The sequence below is a fragment of the Clostridium sp. K04 genome, from assembly GCF_019734375.1.
GTDB classification, from domain to species: domain Bacteria; phylum Bacillota; class Clostridia; order Clostridiales; family Clostridiaceae; genus Clostridium; species Clostridium saudiense.
Genome location: NZ_JAASHD010000012.1, coordinates 92,127 through 109,472 on the forward strand (window position 1 = coordinate 92,127; position 17,346 = coordinate 109,472).

Sequence of the window (17,346 nt, forward strand, 5' to 3'; positions counted from 1 at the left end):
AAAAAAGCTTTATCAAAACTTATGTTTTGATAAAGCTTTTTTTTATGCTATATATTCTTCAGCATCTTCTTGCCATTCTTCAACTTCATCACCAAGTTCTTTTATAGAAGAAGCATAGAATACAGGGTCTTTTCCAGCTTTCTTTTGGGCAATATAATCATTTAATGCAGAGATAGCAATCTTACTTAACATTACTATTGCAATTAAGTTTAAGATAGCCATTAAGCCCATAAATACGTCAGCTAAGTTCCATACTAAATCCATTGATGCAACTGATCCAAATAGAACCATTGCAGCAACTAAGATTCTATAGATATATAAGTATATCTTTTTATCAGAGATAAATTGTATATTAGTTTCACCATAGTAGTAATTACCTATAATTGAACTGAAAGCAAATAATAATATACAGATAGTTATAAATGTTCCACCCCAAGAACCAACTTGAGAAATTAATGCCATTTGAGTAAGTTCTATTCCTTTAACAGATCCATCTAATGGTGCTCCAGATAATAGAATGATAAATGCTGTAGAAGTACAAATGATTAATGTGTCAGTAAATACTCCTAAAGTTTGAATTAAACCTTGTTTTACAGGGTGAGATACTGTAGCAGTAGCTGCAGCATTTGGAGCAGATCCCATACCAGCTTCATTAGAGAATAAACCTCTTTTTATACCTTGTAATAAAGCTGCACCAATACCACCACCAACTACTTGCTTAAATCCAAAAGCACTTTCAAATATAGTTTTAAATAAGTTTGGTATTTCTTTGAAGTTAATTACTATGATGAATAAAGCAATAACTATATAAGCAACAGCCATTATTGGAACTAAAATACTTGAAATTTTGGCTATTCTATTTACTCCACCAAATATTATTATTAATGTTAATGCTGTTAATATAATACCGATTAATAGTTTATTTGAATTGAATGATGAACTAAATGCAGCTGTAATTGTATTAGATTGAACAGAGTTAAATGCAAATCCAAAGCAAACAATAATAAGAACAGAGAATGATACACCCATCCATTTTTTCCTTAATCCCTTTTCCATATAGTATGCTGGGCCACCTCTAAAGCTATCACCATCTTTAACTTTATAGATTTGAGCTAAAGTTGATTCAATGAAAGCTGAAGCTGAACCTATTAGAGCAATAAGCCACATCCAGAAAACAGCACCAGCACCACCTATAGCAATTGCTGAAGCAACTCCAGCTAAGTTACCAGTACCAACTCTTGATGCAGTACCTATACAAAATGCTTGGAATGAAGAGACTTGTCCTTTGCTTTTTTCTTTTGAATTAGTACCTTCGCCAAGTAATTTAAACATTTCTTTAAAGTTAGTAAATTGAACAAATTTAGTTTTAAATGTGAAATATACTCCAATTGCTATAAGCATTGCAATAAGGATATAAGTCCAAATAAAATCATTAATAGATAAGATAAAATCATTTATAAAATCCATATATTTTTCCTCCTTCGTTATGAGATAATTCGCGTTCTTTTTCTATAGTATACAATGAAAAAGGAAAAAATGCAAGAAGACAAAGAGAATTATTCAAAAAAACAGTTTTAAAATATAAAAATGACATAATTGTTAAAAAAAAATGAATAAGAGTGCAAGTTGAGATTCAAAAAACTAAAAAAATAAAAGCAGTTCAAGGACTGCCTTTATTTTTTATTAATTAAATATTCCATTTATTATATTTGTTATAGAGTTTCTTTGTACATCTGTATCAGATTCTGGGCTAGTGTTATCATTTGTAGTATCGTTAGTATTATCATTATTACCAATATCCTCATCAGGAGTATTAGTAGTAGCTTTTATTTTAAGTTCTACAGTTTCATCAGACTTAATTTTTTCTGTATATGAAACTAGTGTATATTGTCCTGATGTAATATTACCAGAAACTGAAAGGCCATTGAATGAGTATTTGATTCCTCTGTTATTTAATATAACAATAGCATCTAATAAATCCATATTTGCTCTTAATCCTATTTGAGATAGGTCAATATACTCTTCTGCTTGTGTATCATCTTCTTGAGTTGGTACAACAAAAGGATAATCATCTGCATTTGGATTTGCATTAGGTTTTTTGATAAATACTTTATTTACTAAAAGGCTAGCAGGAGTATTTTCAGTAGCTAGTTTGTTATTTGAGCTATTTACAGCAACGCTAACATGGACGTCACATACTGATTTTGGCTCAGTACCTTTAATAAAATACTCAGTTTTAACCCTGTTACCTCTTTGGTCTTCATAACATAGGTCGGTAGGAGATTTACCAGAATCTTTACAAACCTTTGCTTGAACTAGACCAGAAGGAGCATCGATATCTTTATATTCTAATCCTTCATGAGCTACAGCCATTATTTTACCAAATAAAGATGCAGCACTAGAACTTTTACCACTCATTCTCTTTGGATTATCATATCCAATCCAAACAGATCCAGAATAATATGGAGTTAAGCCAGCGAACCAGAAGTTATCTGAAGAATTAGTTGTACCTGTCTTACCAGCAACAGGAATATCGCTAAATTCTGCACTACTAGAAGAACCTTTTAGAATATCATAAATAATATATGATGTTTGAGGTGAGAATAAATTAATTGTCTCAGGTTCTTTTTCTAATAATACATTACCACTAGCATCTTCTACTCTAGTGTAAAGTATTGGTTCATATCTTACACCGTTATTTCCAAAAGCTCCATATGCTGAAGCTAAAATAGTAGTATTACCACCATCTCTGTTTCCGATTGGTTGTTCAAATTGACCAAGTGCTAATGCAGACATTGTATGAGATTCAGATGCATATTTAAGCCCAGATTTTTCACCATAATCTAGAGCGGTATCTAAACCTAGCATATCAACAGTTTTAATTGAAGTTAGATTTTTTGAATATGTTAATGCTTCTCTTGCAGTAACATATCCAGCCATAGAACCATTAGCGTTTTTAGGAACTACAGATCCAAAATTATATTTTTTTAGTATTTCATCTGAAACTGAAGTATCGTCAAGTGGAGTACCTGCAGTTATTAATTTTGTATCAATGGCAGGTCCATAGACTGTTAATGGTTTAGTAGTTGATCCTATAGATTTTAAGTCAAAATAAGCTCTATTAAGTGAAGTTGGTGGTTGATTTCCACGACCTCCAATAAGTACCTTAACTTGACCGGTTTTATAGTCTATTATTGTAGCTGATGCTTGTAATAATGGAACACCATCACTATCAGTTTCATCAACAGAAGTATCATCTACTTGTAAGTTTGATCTATCATTTAATATTTCTTGTACTGCATTTTGCATTTCAACATTTAGTGTAGTATAAATTTTTAATCCACCGTTTACTAATAATTTTTCTACTTCATCTTCTGTATACTTGTATTTTTCAATTAAGTCTTCTTTTACTTGCTCAACTGCAGGGTATACAAACCATTCATGATTTACTTGAGAGTCAGTATTTAGTTTTTTAAAATTAAAGTTATTAGCTTCAGCATCTGCATAAGCAACATCAAAATCTTCTTGAGAAATATAACCCAATTCAAGCATTTTGCTTAACACTGTTTTAGTTCTGTTAATATATCCATTAGGATAATTTGAAGCACCAGTATTATAAGCACTATAAGTAGTAGGGGCTTGGGTAATACCTGCAATATAAGCACATTCTAGTAATGTAAGGTCTTCTGCATGTTTACCAAAGAAATATCTTGAAGCAGCTTCTACACCATAAATATGACCACTTAAAGGGATAGTGTTTAAATAAGTTCTTATAATTTCTTCTTTGCTTAATTCTTTATCTAATTGAACAGCTAGAACTATTTCTTTTATTTTTCTATTAATTCGATCTATTGAACTAGATTCTGAAGCGGCTTCTGATGATAAAATAGTATTTTTTATTAATTTCTGAGTAATAGTAGAAGCACCATGTATTCCATTTTGTTTACCCAATATTACCATTACATCTCTAGCAGCGGCTCCTAATATTCTCTTGATATCAATTCCACCATGGCTCATAAAACGCTCGTCTTCTATTGCGATATATGCGTTAATTAAATTTTGCGGCATTTCATCATAAGAAATAATATATCTAATTTCAGTTGATGGTAAGTCATCTATAAATTCACCTTTATCATCATATAATACTGATGGTTGATTTAAATTATAAATAGCATTTACATCTAATGAAGGTGTTGTCTTAATTACAGCGACTACATATCCAACGCCTACAACACCGATTAATAATCCTAGAATTAATATTGTAAGGAAAAAGTATTTGAAAAATCTTTTAATTTTCGATGGCTTTTTCTTTAAGCTTTTTTTCGTGTTTTTGGATTTAACTACTTTTTCTTTTGGATTTTTTGATTTATTAGAATCTTTAGCCATTAGTTCCTCCTTTTATTTATATAAAATATAATATTCAATTCAATTATAGCATATTAATTGTAATAGTAAAATAATAACTATTAGGGTGATAGTATGAAGTATTATACAAAGAAACCTAAGTATCATTATAAAATAAATACTAAGCGAAGTAAGTTTCCATATGGATTGTTAATAATTGTTTTGCTAATTATGGTGTTTAATGGAGTTTTTTATATGTTTAGCAAGAGGATATTAGCATCTGTACTTAGTGTTGGAGAAGTTAAGATGAAGTCTGAAGCAGTAAGAATTATAAATGAAGAAAGTGTTAAGGTTTTTTCTGAGGATTTTAATTATGAGGATATTATAAACATAGAAAAAGATAGTGAAGGAAATATAACTATGGTAAGAGCAGATACTGTTAAACAAAATTATTTAGCATCTCAAGTCGTATTAAATTGTGATGAAAAATTATCTGAACTTGGTGATTTGGGGGTTAAAATACCATTAGGGTATTTAACTAATAATATTATGTTTTATAATATAGGACCTAAAATTACAGTGAAAATGCAACAAGTAGGTAATATAACAACATCATATGAATCAGAGTTTGAAAGCGCTGGAATTAACCAAACAAGACATAAAATTTATTTAAATGTAGAAGCGAAAATGAGAATTGTTGTACCGTTTCATAGTGATGAAATAGAAGTTACAACTCAGATTCCAGTTTCTGATACTATAATAGTAGGGAAAATACCAGATACAGCAATAAATATGAATGGATCTAATTAATTTAAAAAAGTGGTGAAAGCCACTTTTTTATTTTTATAAAATATAAATATGTTTAATTATATAAGGTTTACTATGTAAATGGATATAATTTAATTACACTATAACTTCAATGTTTTATTAATTATCTTATTAAATACCAAATTGCTTTAATATAAAGTATGACATATAATTTAAATATAAATAATATGGAAATAAAAAGGAGAATTAAAAATATGAATATAGCATGGATTGGAACAGGCGTTATGGGAAGTTCTATGGCAAAAAACTTAGCAGAAAATGGGTATAATGTTTATGCATTTAGTAGAACACTTTCTAAATGTGAGCCTTTAAAAGAATTTGGGATTACAGTTACTAGTACTATTAAAGAATGTGTAGAAAACGCAGATGTTGTATTTACTATCGTAGGATATCCAAAGGATGTTGAAGAAGTGTATTTAGGGGAAGAAGGCATATTCAAATATGCAAAAGAAGGTACATATTTAATAGATATGACAACTTCATCTCCTTTATTAGCTAAGAAGATATATGATTTAGGTAAGAAATTTAATGTTTTAGATGCACCTGTTTCTGGTGGAGATATTGGAGCAAAAAATGCAACTTTATCAATAATGGTTGGTGGAGACAAAAAAGATTTTGATTCTATGTATAGCTTATTTGAGTGTTTAGGTAAAAATATAATATATCTTGGAGAAATAGGAAGTGGACAAAATTGTAAAGCATGCAATCAAATTGCTATAGCAGGGACAGTTGCGGCTGTAGCTGAATCAATTATTTATGCAAAAAAAGTAGGACTTGATACAAAAACTGTTTTAGATGCTATATCTAAAGGAGCAGCAGGAAGTTGGCAAATGCAAAATAATGGATATAAAATGATTGAAAAAGATTATGCACCAGGATTTTTTAATAAGCATTTTATAAAAGATATGAAAATTGCTAAGGAGGTAATGGATGAAAAGGGAGAAGAGCTTCCTATACTTAACAAAGTACTTGAGATGTATGAAGAATTAGCTAAAGATGGATTTGAGGATATGGGGACTCAAAGTATTATTGAAAAATATTTATAAATAAGGTTTAATAGAAAAATAATATAAACAGTTGAGGAGGACATAAAGTGATTGAAGTAGGAATAATAGGAGAGGCTAAAGATATTGTTAGTGAAAATAATATTGCTAAGACTTTAAGAAGTGGAGAGTTAATGGTATATGCTACTCCTGCAATGATTGCGCTTATGGAAGAGGCAGCTTATAAAAGCATTCAAGGTGAATTAGAAGAAGGAAAAGGTAGTGTTGGAACACTAATGAATGTAAAACATCTTGCTAGTACACCAATTGGAATGAATGTAACTGCAAAAAGTGAATTAATTGAAGTTGATAGAAGAAGGCTTGTATTTAAGGTCGAAGCTTTTGATGAACGTGATAAAATTGGTGAAGGTATCCATGAACGTTTTATAATTGACAATGAAAGTTTTCAAAATAAAACAGATAATAAATAATTTTTATTAAAATAAAAGCTAGTGAAGGCATTGTAATCACTAGCTTTAACTATGTTTATTAATTATTTGCTTTCCCAATTAAATACATAAGGAACATTTCTATAGTAACCTTCGTAGTCTAATCCGTAACCAACTACAAATAAATCTTCTATTTCAAAACAACAATAATCAGGTTTTAAATCAACTTTTCTTCTAGAAGGTTTATCAAGTAAAACACAAGTTTTAACAGATTTAGCACCTAATTTCTTTACATGGTTTATAACAAACTCCATTGTATATCCAGTATCCATGATATCATCAACTATTATTACATCAAGGCCTTCAATATTATCTGGAATATCATTTACAACAGTTACAGTACCAGTACTAGTTTCACCATGACCATAACTAGAAGTTGTCATGAATCCAACTTTTGCTTTTAAATCTAAAGCTTTAAAGATATCAGCTCCAAAAACAAAGCTTCCTCTTAATAAAGGTAATATATAAACTTCCTTACCTTCATAGTCTTTTGTTATTTCTTCACCTAGTTCTTTTACTCTAGCTTTGATTTGTTCTTCAGAGAAAAGAATATTACGTTTTTTATCTTCCATGTTAAAACCCTCCATTACGATATAATTACTATATTATTATATGAAAAAAACTATTCTAATAATCAGATATTAAAAAGAAACTAAAAAATATATATCTTTTTAGACAATATTTTTAATAATAATATAAATTTTAACAAGTTTTTATACGTTTTGCAACTCAAAATTTGATAACTATTAAAGGATAGAATTATTTACATTTAAATTAGAATAAGATAAAATATAGTGAAATATGGAATTGAATAAAATTTCATGAAAAATTATATGTTTACATATCATAGGGCAAAATATTAATGAGTTTGTTAAAGTGATATATAAACAATGTTTAAATTGAGGTGAAAATATGATATATGGAAATATAGATGGAGTAAAAAAATCTGCTATAGAAGAATTAGATAGATTATATAAAGTAAAATGCCCGAAGGATGAAGTTTGCTCAAGGGAAATAATCGAAGTTATTTCTAGAGTATCAGCATTTATTGAAAGAGAAGTAAGTGTTGCTATTGATAGAAGGGGAAACATAAAATCTATAGCCATTGGTGATTCAACATCTGTTGAAATTGAAGCTTTAGATATTCGTGAAAAGAGATTAGCAGGAGTAAGAATTATTCATACACATCCAAATGGAATGAGTAATTTGTCTGCACTAGATATAAGTGCATTAATTAAATTAAAGCTGGATGCTATTGTAGCAATTGGAATTTATGAAGATAAAATTTTAGATTGCTCATTAGGAATGCTTACAGTTACAGATGATAAATTAGATTATGAGGAAATTGGTAATATATCTTTAGAGGAAATTACAAAAATTCATATTTTAAATAAAATAAGCTATATTGATTCTTTAGTAAAAGAAAAAGAGATAATTGAAGATGATGAAGAAAAGGCAATCTTAGTTGGTTCTGATACAAGAGAAAGTTTAGAAGAACTTAAGGAATTAACAAAAGCTTGTGATATACCAGTGCTAGAAAGTGTATATCAAAGCAGAAGTAAAATTGATGCAGCATTTTATATTGGAAGAGGAAAGGTTCTTGAAATTGCCCAATTAAGACAAAAGTTAAGAGCTAATGTAGTTATTTTTGATGATGAATTATCAGGATCACAGGTAAGAAACTTAGAAGCTGCAATTGGAGCTAAAGTAATTGATAGAACAACGCTTATACTAGAAATATTTGCAAGAAGAGCAAAGTCTAGAGAAGCTAAGATTCAAGTTGAACTTGCTCAGTTAAAATATAGAATGAGTAGACTTCAAGGTTTAGGTACTATAATGTCAAGAACTGGTGGAGGTATTGGTACTAAAGGACCTGGTGAAAAGAAGTTAGAAACTGATAGAAGACATATAAAAGAACAAATATATGATTTAAATGATGAATTAAAGAAAATCAAAAAGATAAGAGAAACTCAAAGGGAGAAAAGAAATAAGGAAAGTATCCCAAAGGTATCTTTAGTTGGATATACAAATGCAGGAAAATCAACATTAAGAAATGCTCTTTGTGATGTAGCAGCTCAAAAGGAAGTTGTAGGCAAAGAAAAAGTCTTTGAAGCAGATATGTTGTTTGCTACATTAGATATAACTACTAGAGCAATAGTTCTTAAAAATAAGGGAGTAATTACGTTAACTGATACAGTTGGTTTTGTAAGAAAACTTCCTCATGATTTAGTAGAGGCATTTAAATCAACATTAGAAGAAGTTATATATTCTGATCTTTTATGTCATGTTGTTGATACATCAAGCGACACAGCTTTAGAGCAAATTAGAGCAGTTGAAGAAGTTTTAGCTGAATTAGGAGCTAAGGATAAGAAAACATTATTAGTTTTAAATAAAATTGATAAGGCTACAGAAGAGCAGATAGAAGCAATTAAAGAAGCAACTGCAGAATATGATACAATAGAAATTTCAGCAAGAGAAGGTATTAATTTAGAAGAATTATTAATGCTTATTGAAGAAAATCTTCCTTATAAAATGAAGAAGTGTGAGTATTTAATACCATACGATAGAAGTGACATGAATTCTTTTCTTCATAGAAATGGAAGAGTTTTAGAAGAAGAATATAGAGATGATGGTACTTTTATGATTGTTGAAGTTGATGACGAAAGTTATAATAAATCAAAGGATTACATCATAAATATAATAATGTAATAGTTAATAAGAGATTACTTAAGATTAAAAGATTCTTAGTTTTAGTATAAGTGTCCATAAATAGGAGTTCAATAATATACTAAAGATGAGGTGAGATTATCCATGTTTGTAACAATGAGATAAATAAATTTTAAGTAGTCTCTTTTTAACATAGGTCCTAATATTGTTATTTTAAAAATATTAATTATTTTAATAGTACTAAATTTCAAAAATCCATTCATAGGTACTTAAAGGAATAATTAATATTTAACAATATTAGGGCCATCTTTTATATTAATTAATTTTATAATGAAGTTAGTAAATTATGGAGGGTTTTACATGTTTAATGGAACTATGATGCAATATTTTGAGTGGTTCTTACTGCCAAAATGTAAATTGTGGAATGAAGCATTAAATGAAGCAGAAAATTTGAGAGAGTTAGGAATAACTGCATTATGGCTTCCGCCTGCATATAAAGGTATTGGTGGAATATATGATGTTGGATATGGGGCATATGACTTATATGATTTAGGAGAGTTTAATCAAAAGGGAACAGTTGAAACAAAGTATGGAAGTAAGGATGAATATCTACAGGCCATTAAAAAGTTAAAAGAAAATAATATTCAATGCTATGCTGATATTGTTGTAAATCATAAAATGGGTGGAGATGATGTTGAAGAAGTTGAAGCAAGTGAAGAGGAGTTTTTTAATAGGAATATACCAGTTAGTGGAGCAAAAATTATTAAAGCTTGGACAAGGTTTAATTTCCCGGGAAGAAATAATAAGTATTCGTCTTTTAAATGGGATTGGAGTGATTTTGATGGAATTGATTATGATGATAAAACAAAAAGAAATAGTATATATAAGTTTTTAAGCAAAGAATGGAATAAGTATGTTGATAATGAAAATGGAAATTATGACTATTTAATGGGCGCAGATTTAGATTTTTCAAATAGAGAGGTTATAGAAGAATTAAAATCTTGGGGCAAATGGTATTTAGAGTTTACTGGTGTTGATGGATTTCGATTAGATGCAGTTAAACATATTAGTTATGATTTTTTTGTTAATTGGCTTACGTATTTAAGAAAAGAAAGTGGAAAAGAATTATTTGCTGTGGGTGAATATTGGCATTCAAATGTAGATGTTTTATTAAATTATATAAAAAATACTAAAAATGTAATGTCCTTATTTGATGTCCCTTTACATTTTAATTTTTATGAGGCCTCAAGGAGTAATGGGGATTTTGATATGAGAAATATTTTTAAAGGAACACTTGTCGAGAGAAATTCAACAAAGGCAGTAACATTTGTTGATAATCATGATACGCAAATAGGTAGTTCTTTGCAATCTTGGGTAGAACCTTGGTTTAAGCCAATTGCATATTCACTAATATTATTAAGAATTGAAGGATATCCTTGTGTATTTTATGGAGATTATTATGGGATTCCAAGTTCTGCGTATTATGGAATTGGAAAATGTTTGGATATTTTATTGAAGATTAGGAAAAACTTAAGTTATGGAGAACAGCATGATTATTTTAATGATAAAAATTTAATTGGATGGACCAGAGAGGGAATAGATGAGGTTGAAAACTCAGGATTGGCAGTTTTGCTTACTAATAGATTAGGTGGAGAAAAGAAAATGTATATTAGTAAAAAATATGCCGGTGAAAAGTTTATTGATGCACTAGGGGGAAGTGATGAAGAAGTTTTAATTGATAATGATGGATATGGTAATTTTAAAGTTAAAAATGGAAGTGTAGCAGTTTGGATTATGAAGAAATTTACATTATAGTATGATATACTATAATGTATAGGAAAATTTAGGAGGTAAATTATTAATGAGGGTAAATTTAAAACGCTTTATACTATTTGCTATTGGATTTTTATTAGTAAGCAGTTTTTCATTTAGTGTTTATGCAGATACTTTAGATAGCGCATCAAATAAGTTTTTTACAAATAATAATATTAATGAAACATTAGATGCACAATCTGACGTATATGCAATAGGAAATAATCTAAAGTTTGCAGGGAAGGTTGAAGCAGATATTCTTGCAGCTGGAAATAACATTACTATTGAAACAGAAAGTGTAGGGGGAAGTATTAGAGTTGCTGGAGCAACAATATTAATTAATTCAAATGTAGAAAGAAATATAAATGCTGCCGCAGCTAGTGTTGAAATAAAAGAGGGAACAAAAGCAAAAGGTATATATGTAGCAAGTGGAGATGTAAATTTTAATGGAGAAGCAGAAGATTTATTTGTTAATGCTGATACAGTTACAATAAATGGAACAGTTACTGGTAACGTAAAAGTTAATTGTAGCAAATTAATAATTGGTGAAAATGCAAGGGTAGATGGAACATTTGAAGTAAGAGGAGAAGAAGAACCTATTATATTAGGGGATTTTGATAGTAGTAAAATTACCTTTGATAAAATAATCACTGATTATGACAATGAAAGTTTATTTGCTGGAATTAATATTGCAGGGAAAATTATAAGTCTTATAACTGCAATAATTTTTTGTATATTAATAACTTTATTTTGTAGTAGGTATAACAATAGAGCTTGTGAAAAACTAGAGCATAGAGGTTGGTTACCATTCTTAATTGGATTTGCAACTTTAATTGTTTTACCGATAGCTGCAGTTTTATTATGTATTACAATTGTTGGAATTCCTATTTCTGTAATAAGTTTAATTATTTATGGAATACTTATATATTTAGCACCAGTGTTTACAGGTATAATACTTGGTAGATTTATATTAAAAAATATGAATGAATATCTTTCAGCAATTATATTTACTTTAATTGTAAAGATAATTACATTTATACCTTATGTTGGTGGGATTTCACTATTCATTTGTGTTTTACTATCATTAGGTGTATTTATTCAAAATACATTTGAGGCTATTAATGATAAATAGTTAGTTAAGTTAAATAGTTGGTTGTATCAGATAAGTTTACATTTTGATACAACCTTTTTATTTGACCTAGGATATTAAATTTTTTATAATAAATTGTATGAGTACGATTTGAGGTATTAATTTATTGGGGGATAATATGGAAAAGTATAGTATTGATTTTAATGATTATGAACCTAAATATGTTCAAATAGCAGAAAATATTAAAAAATTGATTAATTCTAGAATTATTAAAGATGGAGATAAACTTCCTCCTATAAGAGAATTATCTAAAGCTTTAAAGGTTAATAATGTAACAGTGGTAAATTGTTATAATAAGCTTGTTTCTGAAGGCTATGCATATCAAAAGATGGGGTCAGGAACATTTGCAAAAAAGAGAGAAATTGTAGATTATTTTAAGAAAGAGTATTCTAAGGAAATAAAGTTGATAAAAAATAAATATGATAGCAATATTATAGATTTTACTGGAGAAAGTTCAAGAATAGTTAATTTCCCAATAAATAAATTTAAAAAAGTTATTAATGAAGTTTTAGATAGAGATGGAGCAGAAGCTTTGATTAAAGAAGAAGCTTTTGGATATTCACAGTTAAGAAGCACAATTAATGAAGTATTTTGGGATAATTCTTTAAATGTTGAAGATTTATTAATTGTATCAGGGGCTCAGCAAGGAATAGATATTGCATCTAAGGCCATTTTAAATATTAATGATAATGTTATTGTTGAAAAGCCAACTTATGCTGGTGCATTATCTGTATTTAAGTTTAGAAGAGCTAATGTATTTGAAATACCAATTGAGGAAGATGGTATAAATATTAAAAAATTTGAAGAAGTCCTTAAGAAAAATAAAATAAAATGTTTCTATACTATGAGTTATTTTCAAAATCCAACAGGTATTAGTTATAGTAAAGAAAAAAAACTTAAAATTTTAGAGTTAGCTAATAAATATGATTTTTATATAATAGAAGATGATTATTTATCAGAATTAATATTTGATGAGAATATAAAGCATGAACCTTTCAGAGTTTTAGATACTAATGATAGGGTTATTTATATAAAGAGTTTTTCGAAAATATTTTTGCCTGGAATAAGACTTGGTTATATAATATGTCCAGAGGAATTTAGAGAAAGTATTCAAAATTCTAAAATTAATACAGATATAGCAACATCTACACTAATGCAAAGAGCATTAGAGATGTATATTAAAGAAGGCTATTGGATTGGATATATAGATGATTTAAAAAATGGTTATATAAAAAGATATGAATTAATGAAAAAGCTATTAAATGAAAAACTTAAGGATTATGTAGCATTTATGGATCCAAGGGGAGGATTAAGTTTTTATTTAAATATAAAAAATAAAAATATACAATCAAAAGAATTATTTTATAAATTAAAGGAAAAAGGTGTTTATATTACTCCAGGAACAATATTTTATAGGGGATTAAATTTGGGAGAAAGTTATTTTAAGATAGGCTTTTCTCAAGTTAATGAAGATGAAATATTAAGGGGAATTGACATTATTAAGGAGGAATTACAACAGTGGCATATATAACGATTAGGGAATATGGTGAAGATAGTTTTATCGAAAAAAAATCAGAGTTTATTGGATATGCTAAAAGGGTAGAAAATGAGGAAGAAGCAAAAGCTTTCGTAGCAGAAATAAAGTCAAAGCATAAACAAGCAAGACATAATTGCTGGGCATATGTTATAGGCGAAAATATGGGAATACAAAGATATAGTGATGATGGAGAACCACAAGGAACAGCAGGTATTCCAATATTAGAGGTTATGAAGAAGTCTGATATAACAGATTGTGCAGTAGTTGTAACAAGATATTTTGGTGGAATATTACTTGGTGCAGGGGGGCTTACTAGGGCATATACAAAAGGAGCATCTATAGCATTAAAAGCCGGTGGAGTTGTTGAGAAAGTTCAAGGTGTAAAAGTATCTCTACATTTAGATTATGATATGATAGGTAAAGTACAGTATTTCTGTGGTCAAAACAATTGGCATATTGAAGATACTGAATATACTGATAAGGTTATAGTTCATATTTTGGCAGAAGTTTCAGTTGCAGATGAAATTGAAAAAGAAGCAATTGAAGCAAGTAATGGAAAGATTATTGTTGAAAAGAGTGAAAAAGATATTTATTTTAAGGAAGAAAATAGATTATTTAAAATTTTATAATTCATATATTTACACAAAAATTGTTTAATATTTTTCATTATGATATAATAAAAAAGATTTTTAGATTATTTTAAGATTTAGGAGGATGAAATAATGTCAGGACATTCAAAATGGCATAATATACAAAACAAAAAAGGTAAAGCAGATGCTAAAAGAGGGAAGATCTTTACTAAGATAGGTAGAGAGTTAATGATAGCTGTTAAAAATGGAGGACCAGATCCTGATAACAACCCTAAATTAAGAGATGCAATAGCAAAAGCAAAGGCAGCTAATATGCCAAATGATACAGTACAAAGATCAATAAAGAAAGCTTCAGGAGAGTTATCAGCAGTTGATTATGAAAGAATCGTTTATGAAGGATATGGACCATCAGGAGTTGCTGTTATTGTTGATACTTTAACTGATAATAAGAATAGATCAGCAGGAAATGTAAGAAGTGCTTTCACTAAAGGTGGTGGAAACATGGGAACTACAGGATGTGTAGGATTTATGTTCCAAGAAAAGGGTGAAATTGTTATAGAAAAGGGAGACCTTGATGAAGAAGAATTAATGATGATGGCATTAGATGCTGGAGCTGAAGACTTCAATAGTGATGAAGAAGAAGTATTCATAATCACAACTGCACCAGAAGATTTTGGTACAGTAAGAGAAGCTTTAGAAGCTGAAGGATTAGAATTCTTAGAAGCAGCAGTTAAAATGATTCCAGATACATATACTGAAATTGATGAAGATGCAGCTAAGAAATTCCAAAAGATGTTAGATTTACTTGAAGATGATGATGACGTTCAAGAAGTTTACCACAATGCTGAATTCCCAGAAGGATGGGATGAATAGGACTTTTAAGTAAATTTAGTAGTTCTAGAAATGGGTGAAAACTGAATTGACTATGGAATACCCAAGGAAAACCATAGTCATTTGGCTATGACATACCTTTTGTTGTTACTGATGTAATAACAGGAGGTATTTTTTATGTTATTAGAAGATGCAGTTAGAGAGTATATTTACGAAATCCAATGTAGGAATTACACTAAAAGGACTATCAAGGGATATAAAAACAATCTATTGAAATTTACAAAGCATTTAACAGTAGAGCAACAGATTGAGGAGCTAGAGGAAATTAGACCACAGCATATAAAAGAGTATCTCAACCAATTGAAGGCAAGAGGGTTGAGCACAACGTATATTAACACCATACTGAAGAATATCAGAAGCTTCTACAAATACTGTTATCAAGAAGGATATAGTGGGAATGTAGCTTCAAAAATTGGATGGTTGAAGGAAGAGAAGCCATTAATAAAAAGCTTTAGCGATGAACAAATAAAGAAGATGCTGAATTACTACAAGGGCAATAGCTTTAGGGAGATTAGGAACAAGGCTATCATATCAATGTTGGTTGATACAGGATTGCGAAACAGTGAGTTGTGTGCCTTGAGAATAGGAGATGTGAGAGAAACTGTTGTATTTGTGCGTGGTAAAGGCAGAAAAGAAAGAATAGTACCAATATCACCACAGCTCAAGAAATTGCTGATAAAGTACGAAAGAGTGAGAGAAGGTTATTTGAAGGACAATATATTGCATTATGATAACTACTTTCTATCCTACAGGTGCAGACCCCTCACAGTGGAGGGAATAGAGCGAATAGTAAAGATATGTGGAGAAGGTATCAAAGGTATTAGAGTGTCGCCACATACAATTAGGCACTACTATGCACAGGCTCAATTGCGAAATGGATTGGATGTTTACAGTTTATCAAGGTTACTAGGACATAGTACAATAGATATTACAAAGATATATCTACAGAGTATACAGGATGAATCAATTATTGAGTTGAGTAGAAAAACATCACCATTGAGCAATATTAAATAAATGAGTTATAATTTAATTGGTGAATATTGTATTGGGGGTGGGATGATGGAGAGATATGTATGTTTAGATTCATTACCAAGGAAAAGAGGTAGAGGAAGTAATTGTAATAAAGAGGTCATTGATTGGAAAAATTCCGTAGGATGTTACGTGGATTTTAACTATAAAAACATTAAAGGTAAAATTAAAATTTGTGATTTAGATGGAGAGTTTCTAATAATAAAATATAAAAATTTTGAAACGTATCGAATTAGATTTAGAGATTTTAAAAGAGGGTCATTGGGTAGCTATCTAAATGTTTACACAAAGGAGTTTAAAATTGAAATAGGCACAAAATTTGTAGATGAGAATAGAAATATTACAATTATAGAGCGTGAAATTAGGACTAAGAAAATTGAAAAATACGATAAAGTACGGAAAAAGGTTAGAACTATACAGGAGAATAAAAAATATTATAAATACCATTGTAATGTTGATGGATATGAAAAGTGGATTAGAGAAGAACATTTGTTAAATAGTGTGGGATGTGCAGTATGTAGTGGACGTGATGTAATGCCTGGAATAAATGATATTTCCATTACAGCGCCACATTTAATTAAATTTTTGGTTAATAGTTCTGATGCAATAAAGTATTCAAATAAAAGTCATAAAAGTATAATGTGTAAATGCTTGGATTGTAATTATAAAAAAAGTATGAGAGTTGCTGATTTGTATATTAGAGGTTTCTCATGTCCTAGGTGTAGTGATGGTTTTAGTTATCCAGAGAAGTTTGTTGCTAGCATATTAACACAATTGAATATTGAGTATATAGCGCAATTTAATAAAAAGTACTTTGAATGGATAGAGAATTATAGATATGATTTTTATTTGCCGAAATATAAAATAATAATAGAAGTACACGGACTGATATGCTCCCTTTATAGTAGACAGTTAAAATAATAAAACTGTCATTACTATAGAGGGAGCAATTTTTATGGGAAGAAAAGCTAAGATATCATATGAAATTAAATTTAAATTTATAGAA

General features: G+C 29.1%; 14 protein-coding genes. 11 read left to right on the forward strand and 3 right to left on the reverse strand.

Going from position 1 to position 17,346, the window contains the following annotated elements:
• Positions 1-42: 42 nt before the first annotated feature.
• The gene (locus tag HCG70_RS07035) at positions 43-1,467 is read right to left on the reverse strand and encodes a sodium:alanine symporter family protein (protein ID WP_055291127.1); all 1,425 of its coding nucleotides are present in this window, start codon (positions 1,465-1,467) and stop codon (positions 43-45) included.
• A 216-nt stretch (positions 1,468-1,683) separates the two neighbouring features.
• Positions 1,684-4,386: a transglycosylase domain-containing protein gene (locus HCG70_RS07040; protein WP_221697605.1), complete on the reverse strand. Its 2,703-nt coding sequence runs from the start codon at positions 4,384-4,386 to the stop codon at positions 1,684-1,686.
• Positions 4,387-4,479: 93 nt separating this feature from the next.
• Here HCG70_RS07040 and yunB point away from each other — a divergent pair, with 93 nt between their 5' ends.
• From yunB to HCG70_RS07055, 3 genes are all read left to right on the forward strand, one after another.
• Complete coding sequence (gene yunB, locus HCG70_RS07045; protein WP_042393605.1) at positions 4,480-5,154, forward strand: sporulation protein YunB; 675 nt, start codon at positions 4,480-4,482, stop codon at positions 5,152-5,154.
• 185 nt (positions 5,155-5,339) lie between these two features.
• Positions 5,340-6,218, forward strand: a complete 879-nt coding sequence (locus HCG70_RS07050) for an NAD(P)-dependent oxidoreductase (RefSeq protein ID WP_074431740.1) — start codon at positions 5,340-5,342, stop codon at positions 6,216-6,218.
• 47 nt (positions 6,219-6,265) lie between these two features.
• Positions 6,266-6,646, forward strand: a complete 381-nt coding sequence (locus tag HCG70_RS07055) for a thioesterase family protein (RefSeq protein ID WP_042393610.1) — start codon at positions 6,266-6,268, stop codon at positions 6,644-6,646.
• A gap of 62 nt (positions 6,647-6,708) precedes the next feature.
• Here HCG70_RS07055 and hpt read toward each other — a convergent pair whose 3' ends face one another.
• On the reverse strand, positions 6,709-7,236 hold the full coding sequence (hpt, locus tag HCG70_RS07060; protein ID WP_042393614.1) for a hypoxanthine phosphoribosyltransferase: 528 nt from the start codon (positions 7,234-7,236) through the stop codon (positions 6,709-6,711).
• Positions 7,237-7,576: 340 nt separating this feature from the next.
• Between hpt and hflX the strand changes: the two genes are divergently transcribed.
• From hflX to HCG70_RS07100, 8 genes are all read left to right on the forward strand, one after another.
• On the forward strand, positions 7,577-9,373 hold the full coding sequence (gene hflX, locus HCG70_RS07065) for a GTPase HflX (RefSeq protein WP_042393617.1): 1,797 nt from the start codon (positions 7,577-7,579) through the stop codon (positions 9,371-9,373).
• 318 nt (positions 9,374-9,691) lie between these two features.
• The gene (locus tag HCG70_RS07070; RefSeq protein WP_078061260.1) at positions 9,692-11,146 is read left to right on the forward strand and encodes an alpha-amylase; all 1,455 of its coding nucleotides are present in this window, start codon (positions 9,692-9,694) and stop codon (positions 11,144-11,146) included.
• Positions 11,147-11,192: 46 nt separating this feature from the next.
• Positions 11,193-12,275, forward strand: coding sequence for a polymer-forming cytoskeletal protein (locus tag HCG70_RS07075; RefSeq protein ID WP_042393621.1), 1,083 nt, complete (start codon positions 11,193-11,195; stop codon positions 12,273-12,275).
• 136 nt (positions 12,276-12,411) lie between these two features.
• The gene (locus tag HCG70_RS07080) at positions 12,412-13,824 is read left to right on the forward strand and encodes a PLP-dependent aminotransferase family protein (protein WP_042393623.1); all 1,413 of its coding nucleotides are present in this window, start codon (positions 12,412-12,414) and stop codon (positions 13,822-13,824) included.
• Positions 13,812-14,459 carry a YigZ family protein gene (locus tag HCG70_RS07085; protein WP_042393625.1) on the forward strand — a complete coding sequence of 216 codons (648 nt, stop codon included), beginning with the start codon at positions 13,812-13,814 and terminating at the stop codon, positions 14,457-14,459. The genes HCG70_RS07080 and HCG70_RS07085 overlap by 13 nt, the downstream gene beginning before the upstream one ends.
• A gap of 93 nt (positions 14,460-14,552) precedes the next feature.
• Positions 14,553-15,293 (forward strand): YebC/PmpR family DNA-binding transcriptional regulator, encoded by a 741-nt coding sequence (locus HCG70_RS07090; protein WP_042393627.1) that lies wholly within the window; start codon positions 14,553-14,555, stop codon positions 15,291-15,293.
• Positions 15,294-15,428: 135 nt separating this feature from the next.
• Positions 15,429-16,325, forward strand: coding sequence for a tyrosine-type recombinase/integrase (locus HCG70_RS07095; protein WP_221697606.1), 897 nt, complete (start codon positions 15,429-15,431; stop codon positions 16,323-16,325).
• Positions 16,326-16,370: 45 nt separating this feature from the next.
• A complete protein-coding gene (locus tag HCG70_RS07100; RefSeq protein ID WP_221697607.1) occupies positions 16,371-17,261 on the forward strand; it encodes a hypothetical protein in 891 nt (296 codons plus the stop codon).
• Positions 17,262-17,346: the final 85 nt, after the last annotated feature.

Bases quoted from the DNA above. Each gene is read 5' to 3' on its own strand.
- HCG70_RS07080 (WP_042393623.1), top strand. From the start codon at position 12,412: ATGGAAAAGTATAGTATTGATTTTAATGATTATGAACCTAAATATGTT.
- hflX (WP_042393617.1), top strand. From the start codon at position 7,577: ATGATATATGGAAATATAGATGGAGTAAAAAAATCTGCTATAGAAGAA.
- HCG70_RS07095 (WP_221697606.1), top strand. From the start codon at position 15,429: ATGTTATTAGAAGATGCAGTTAGAGAGTATATTTACGAAATCCAATGT.
- yunB (WP_042393605.1), top strand. From the start codon at position 4,480: ATGAAGTATTATACAAAGAAACCTAAGTATCATTATAAAATAAATACT.
- HCG70_RS07035 (WP_055291127.1), bottom strand. From the start codon at position 1,467: ATGGATTTTATAAATGATTTTATCTTATCTATTAATGATTTTATTTGG.
- hpt (WP_042393614.1), bottom strand. From the start codon at position 7,236: ATGGAAGATAAAAAACGTAATATTCTTTTCTCTGAAGAACAAATCAAA.
- HCG70_RS07100 (WP_221697607.1), top strand. From the start codon at position 16,371: ATGGAGAGATATGTATGTTTAGATTCATTACCAAGGAAAAGAGGTAGA.
- HCG70_RS07040 (WP_221697605.1), bottom strand. From the start codon at position 4,386: ATGGCTAAAGATTCTAATAAATCAAAAAATCCAAAAGAAAAAGTAGTT.
- HCG70_RS07090 (WP_042393627.1), top strand. From the start codon at position 14,553: ATGTCAGGACATTCAAAATGGCATAATATACAAAACAAAAAAGGTAAA.
- HCG70_RS07070 (WP_078061260.1), top strand. From the start codon at position 9,692: ATGTTTAATGGAACTATGATGCAATATTTTGAGTGGTTCTTACTGCCA.
- HCG70_RS07050 (WP_074431740.1), top strand. From the start codon at position 5,340: ATGGAAATAAAAAGGAGAATTAAAAATATGAATATAGCATGGATTGGA.
- HCG70_RS07075 (WP_042393621.1), top strand. From the start codon at position 11,193: ATGAGGGTAAATTTAAAACGCTTTATACTATTTGCTATTGGATTTTTA.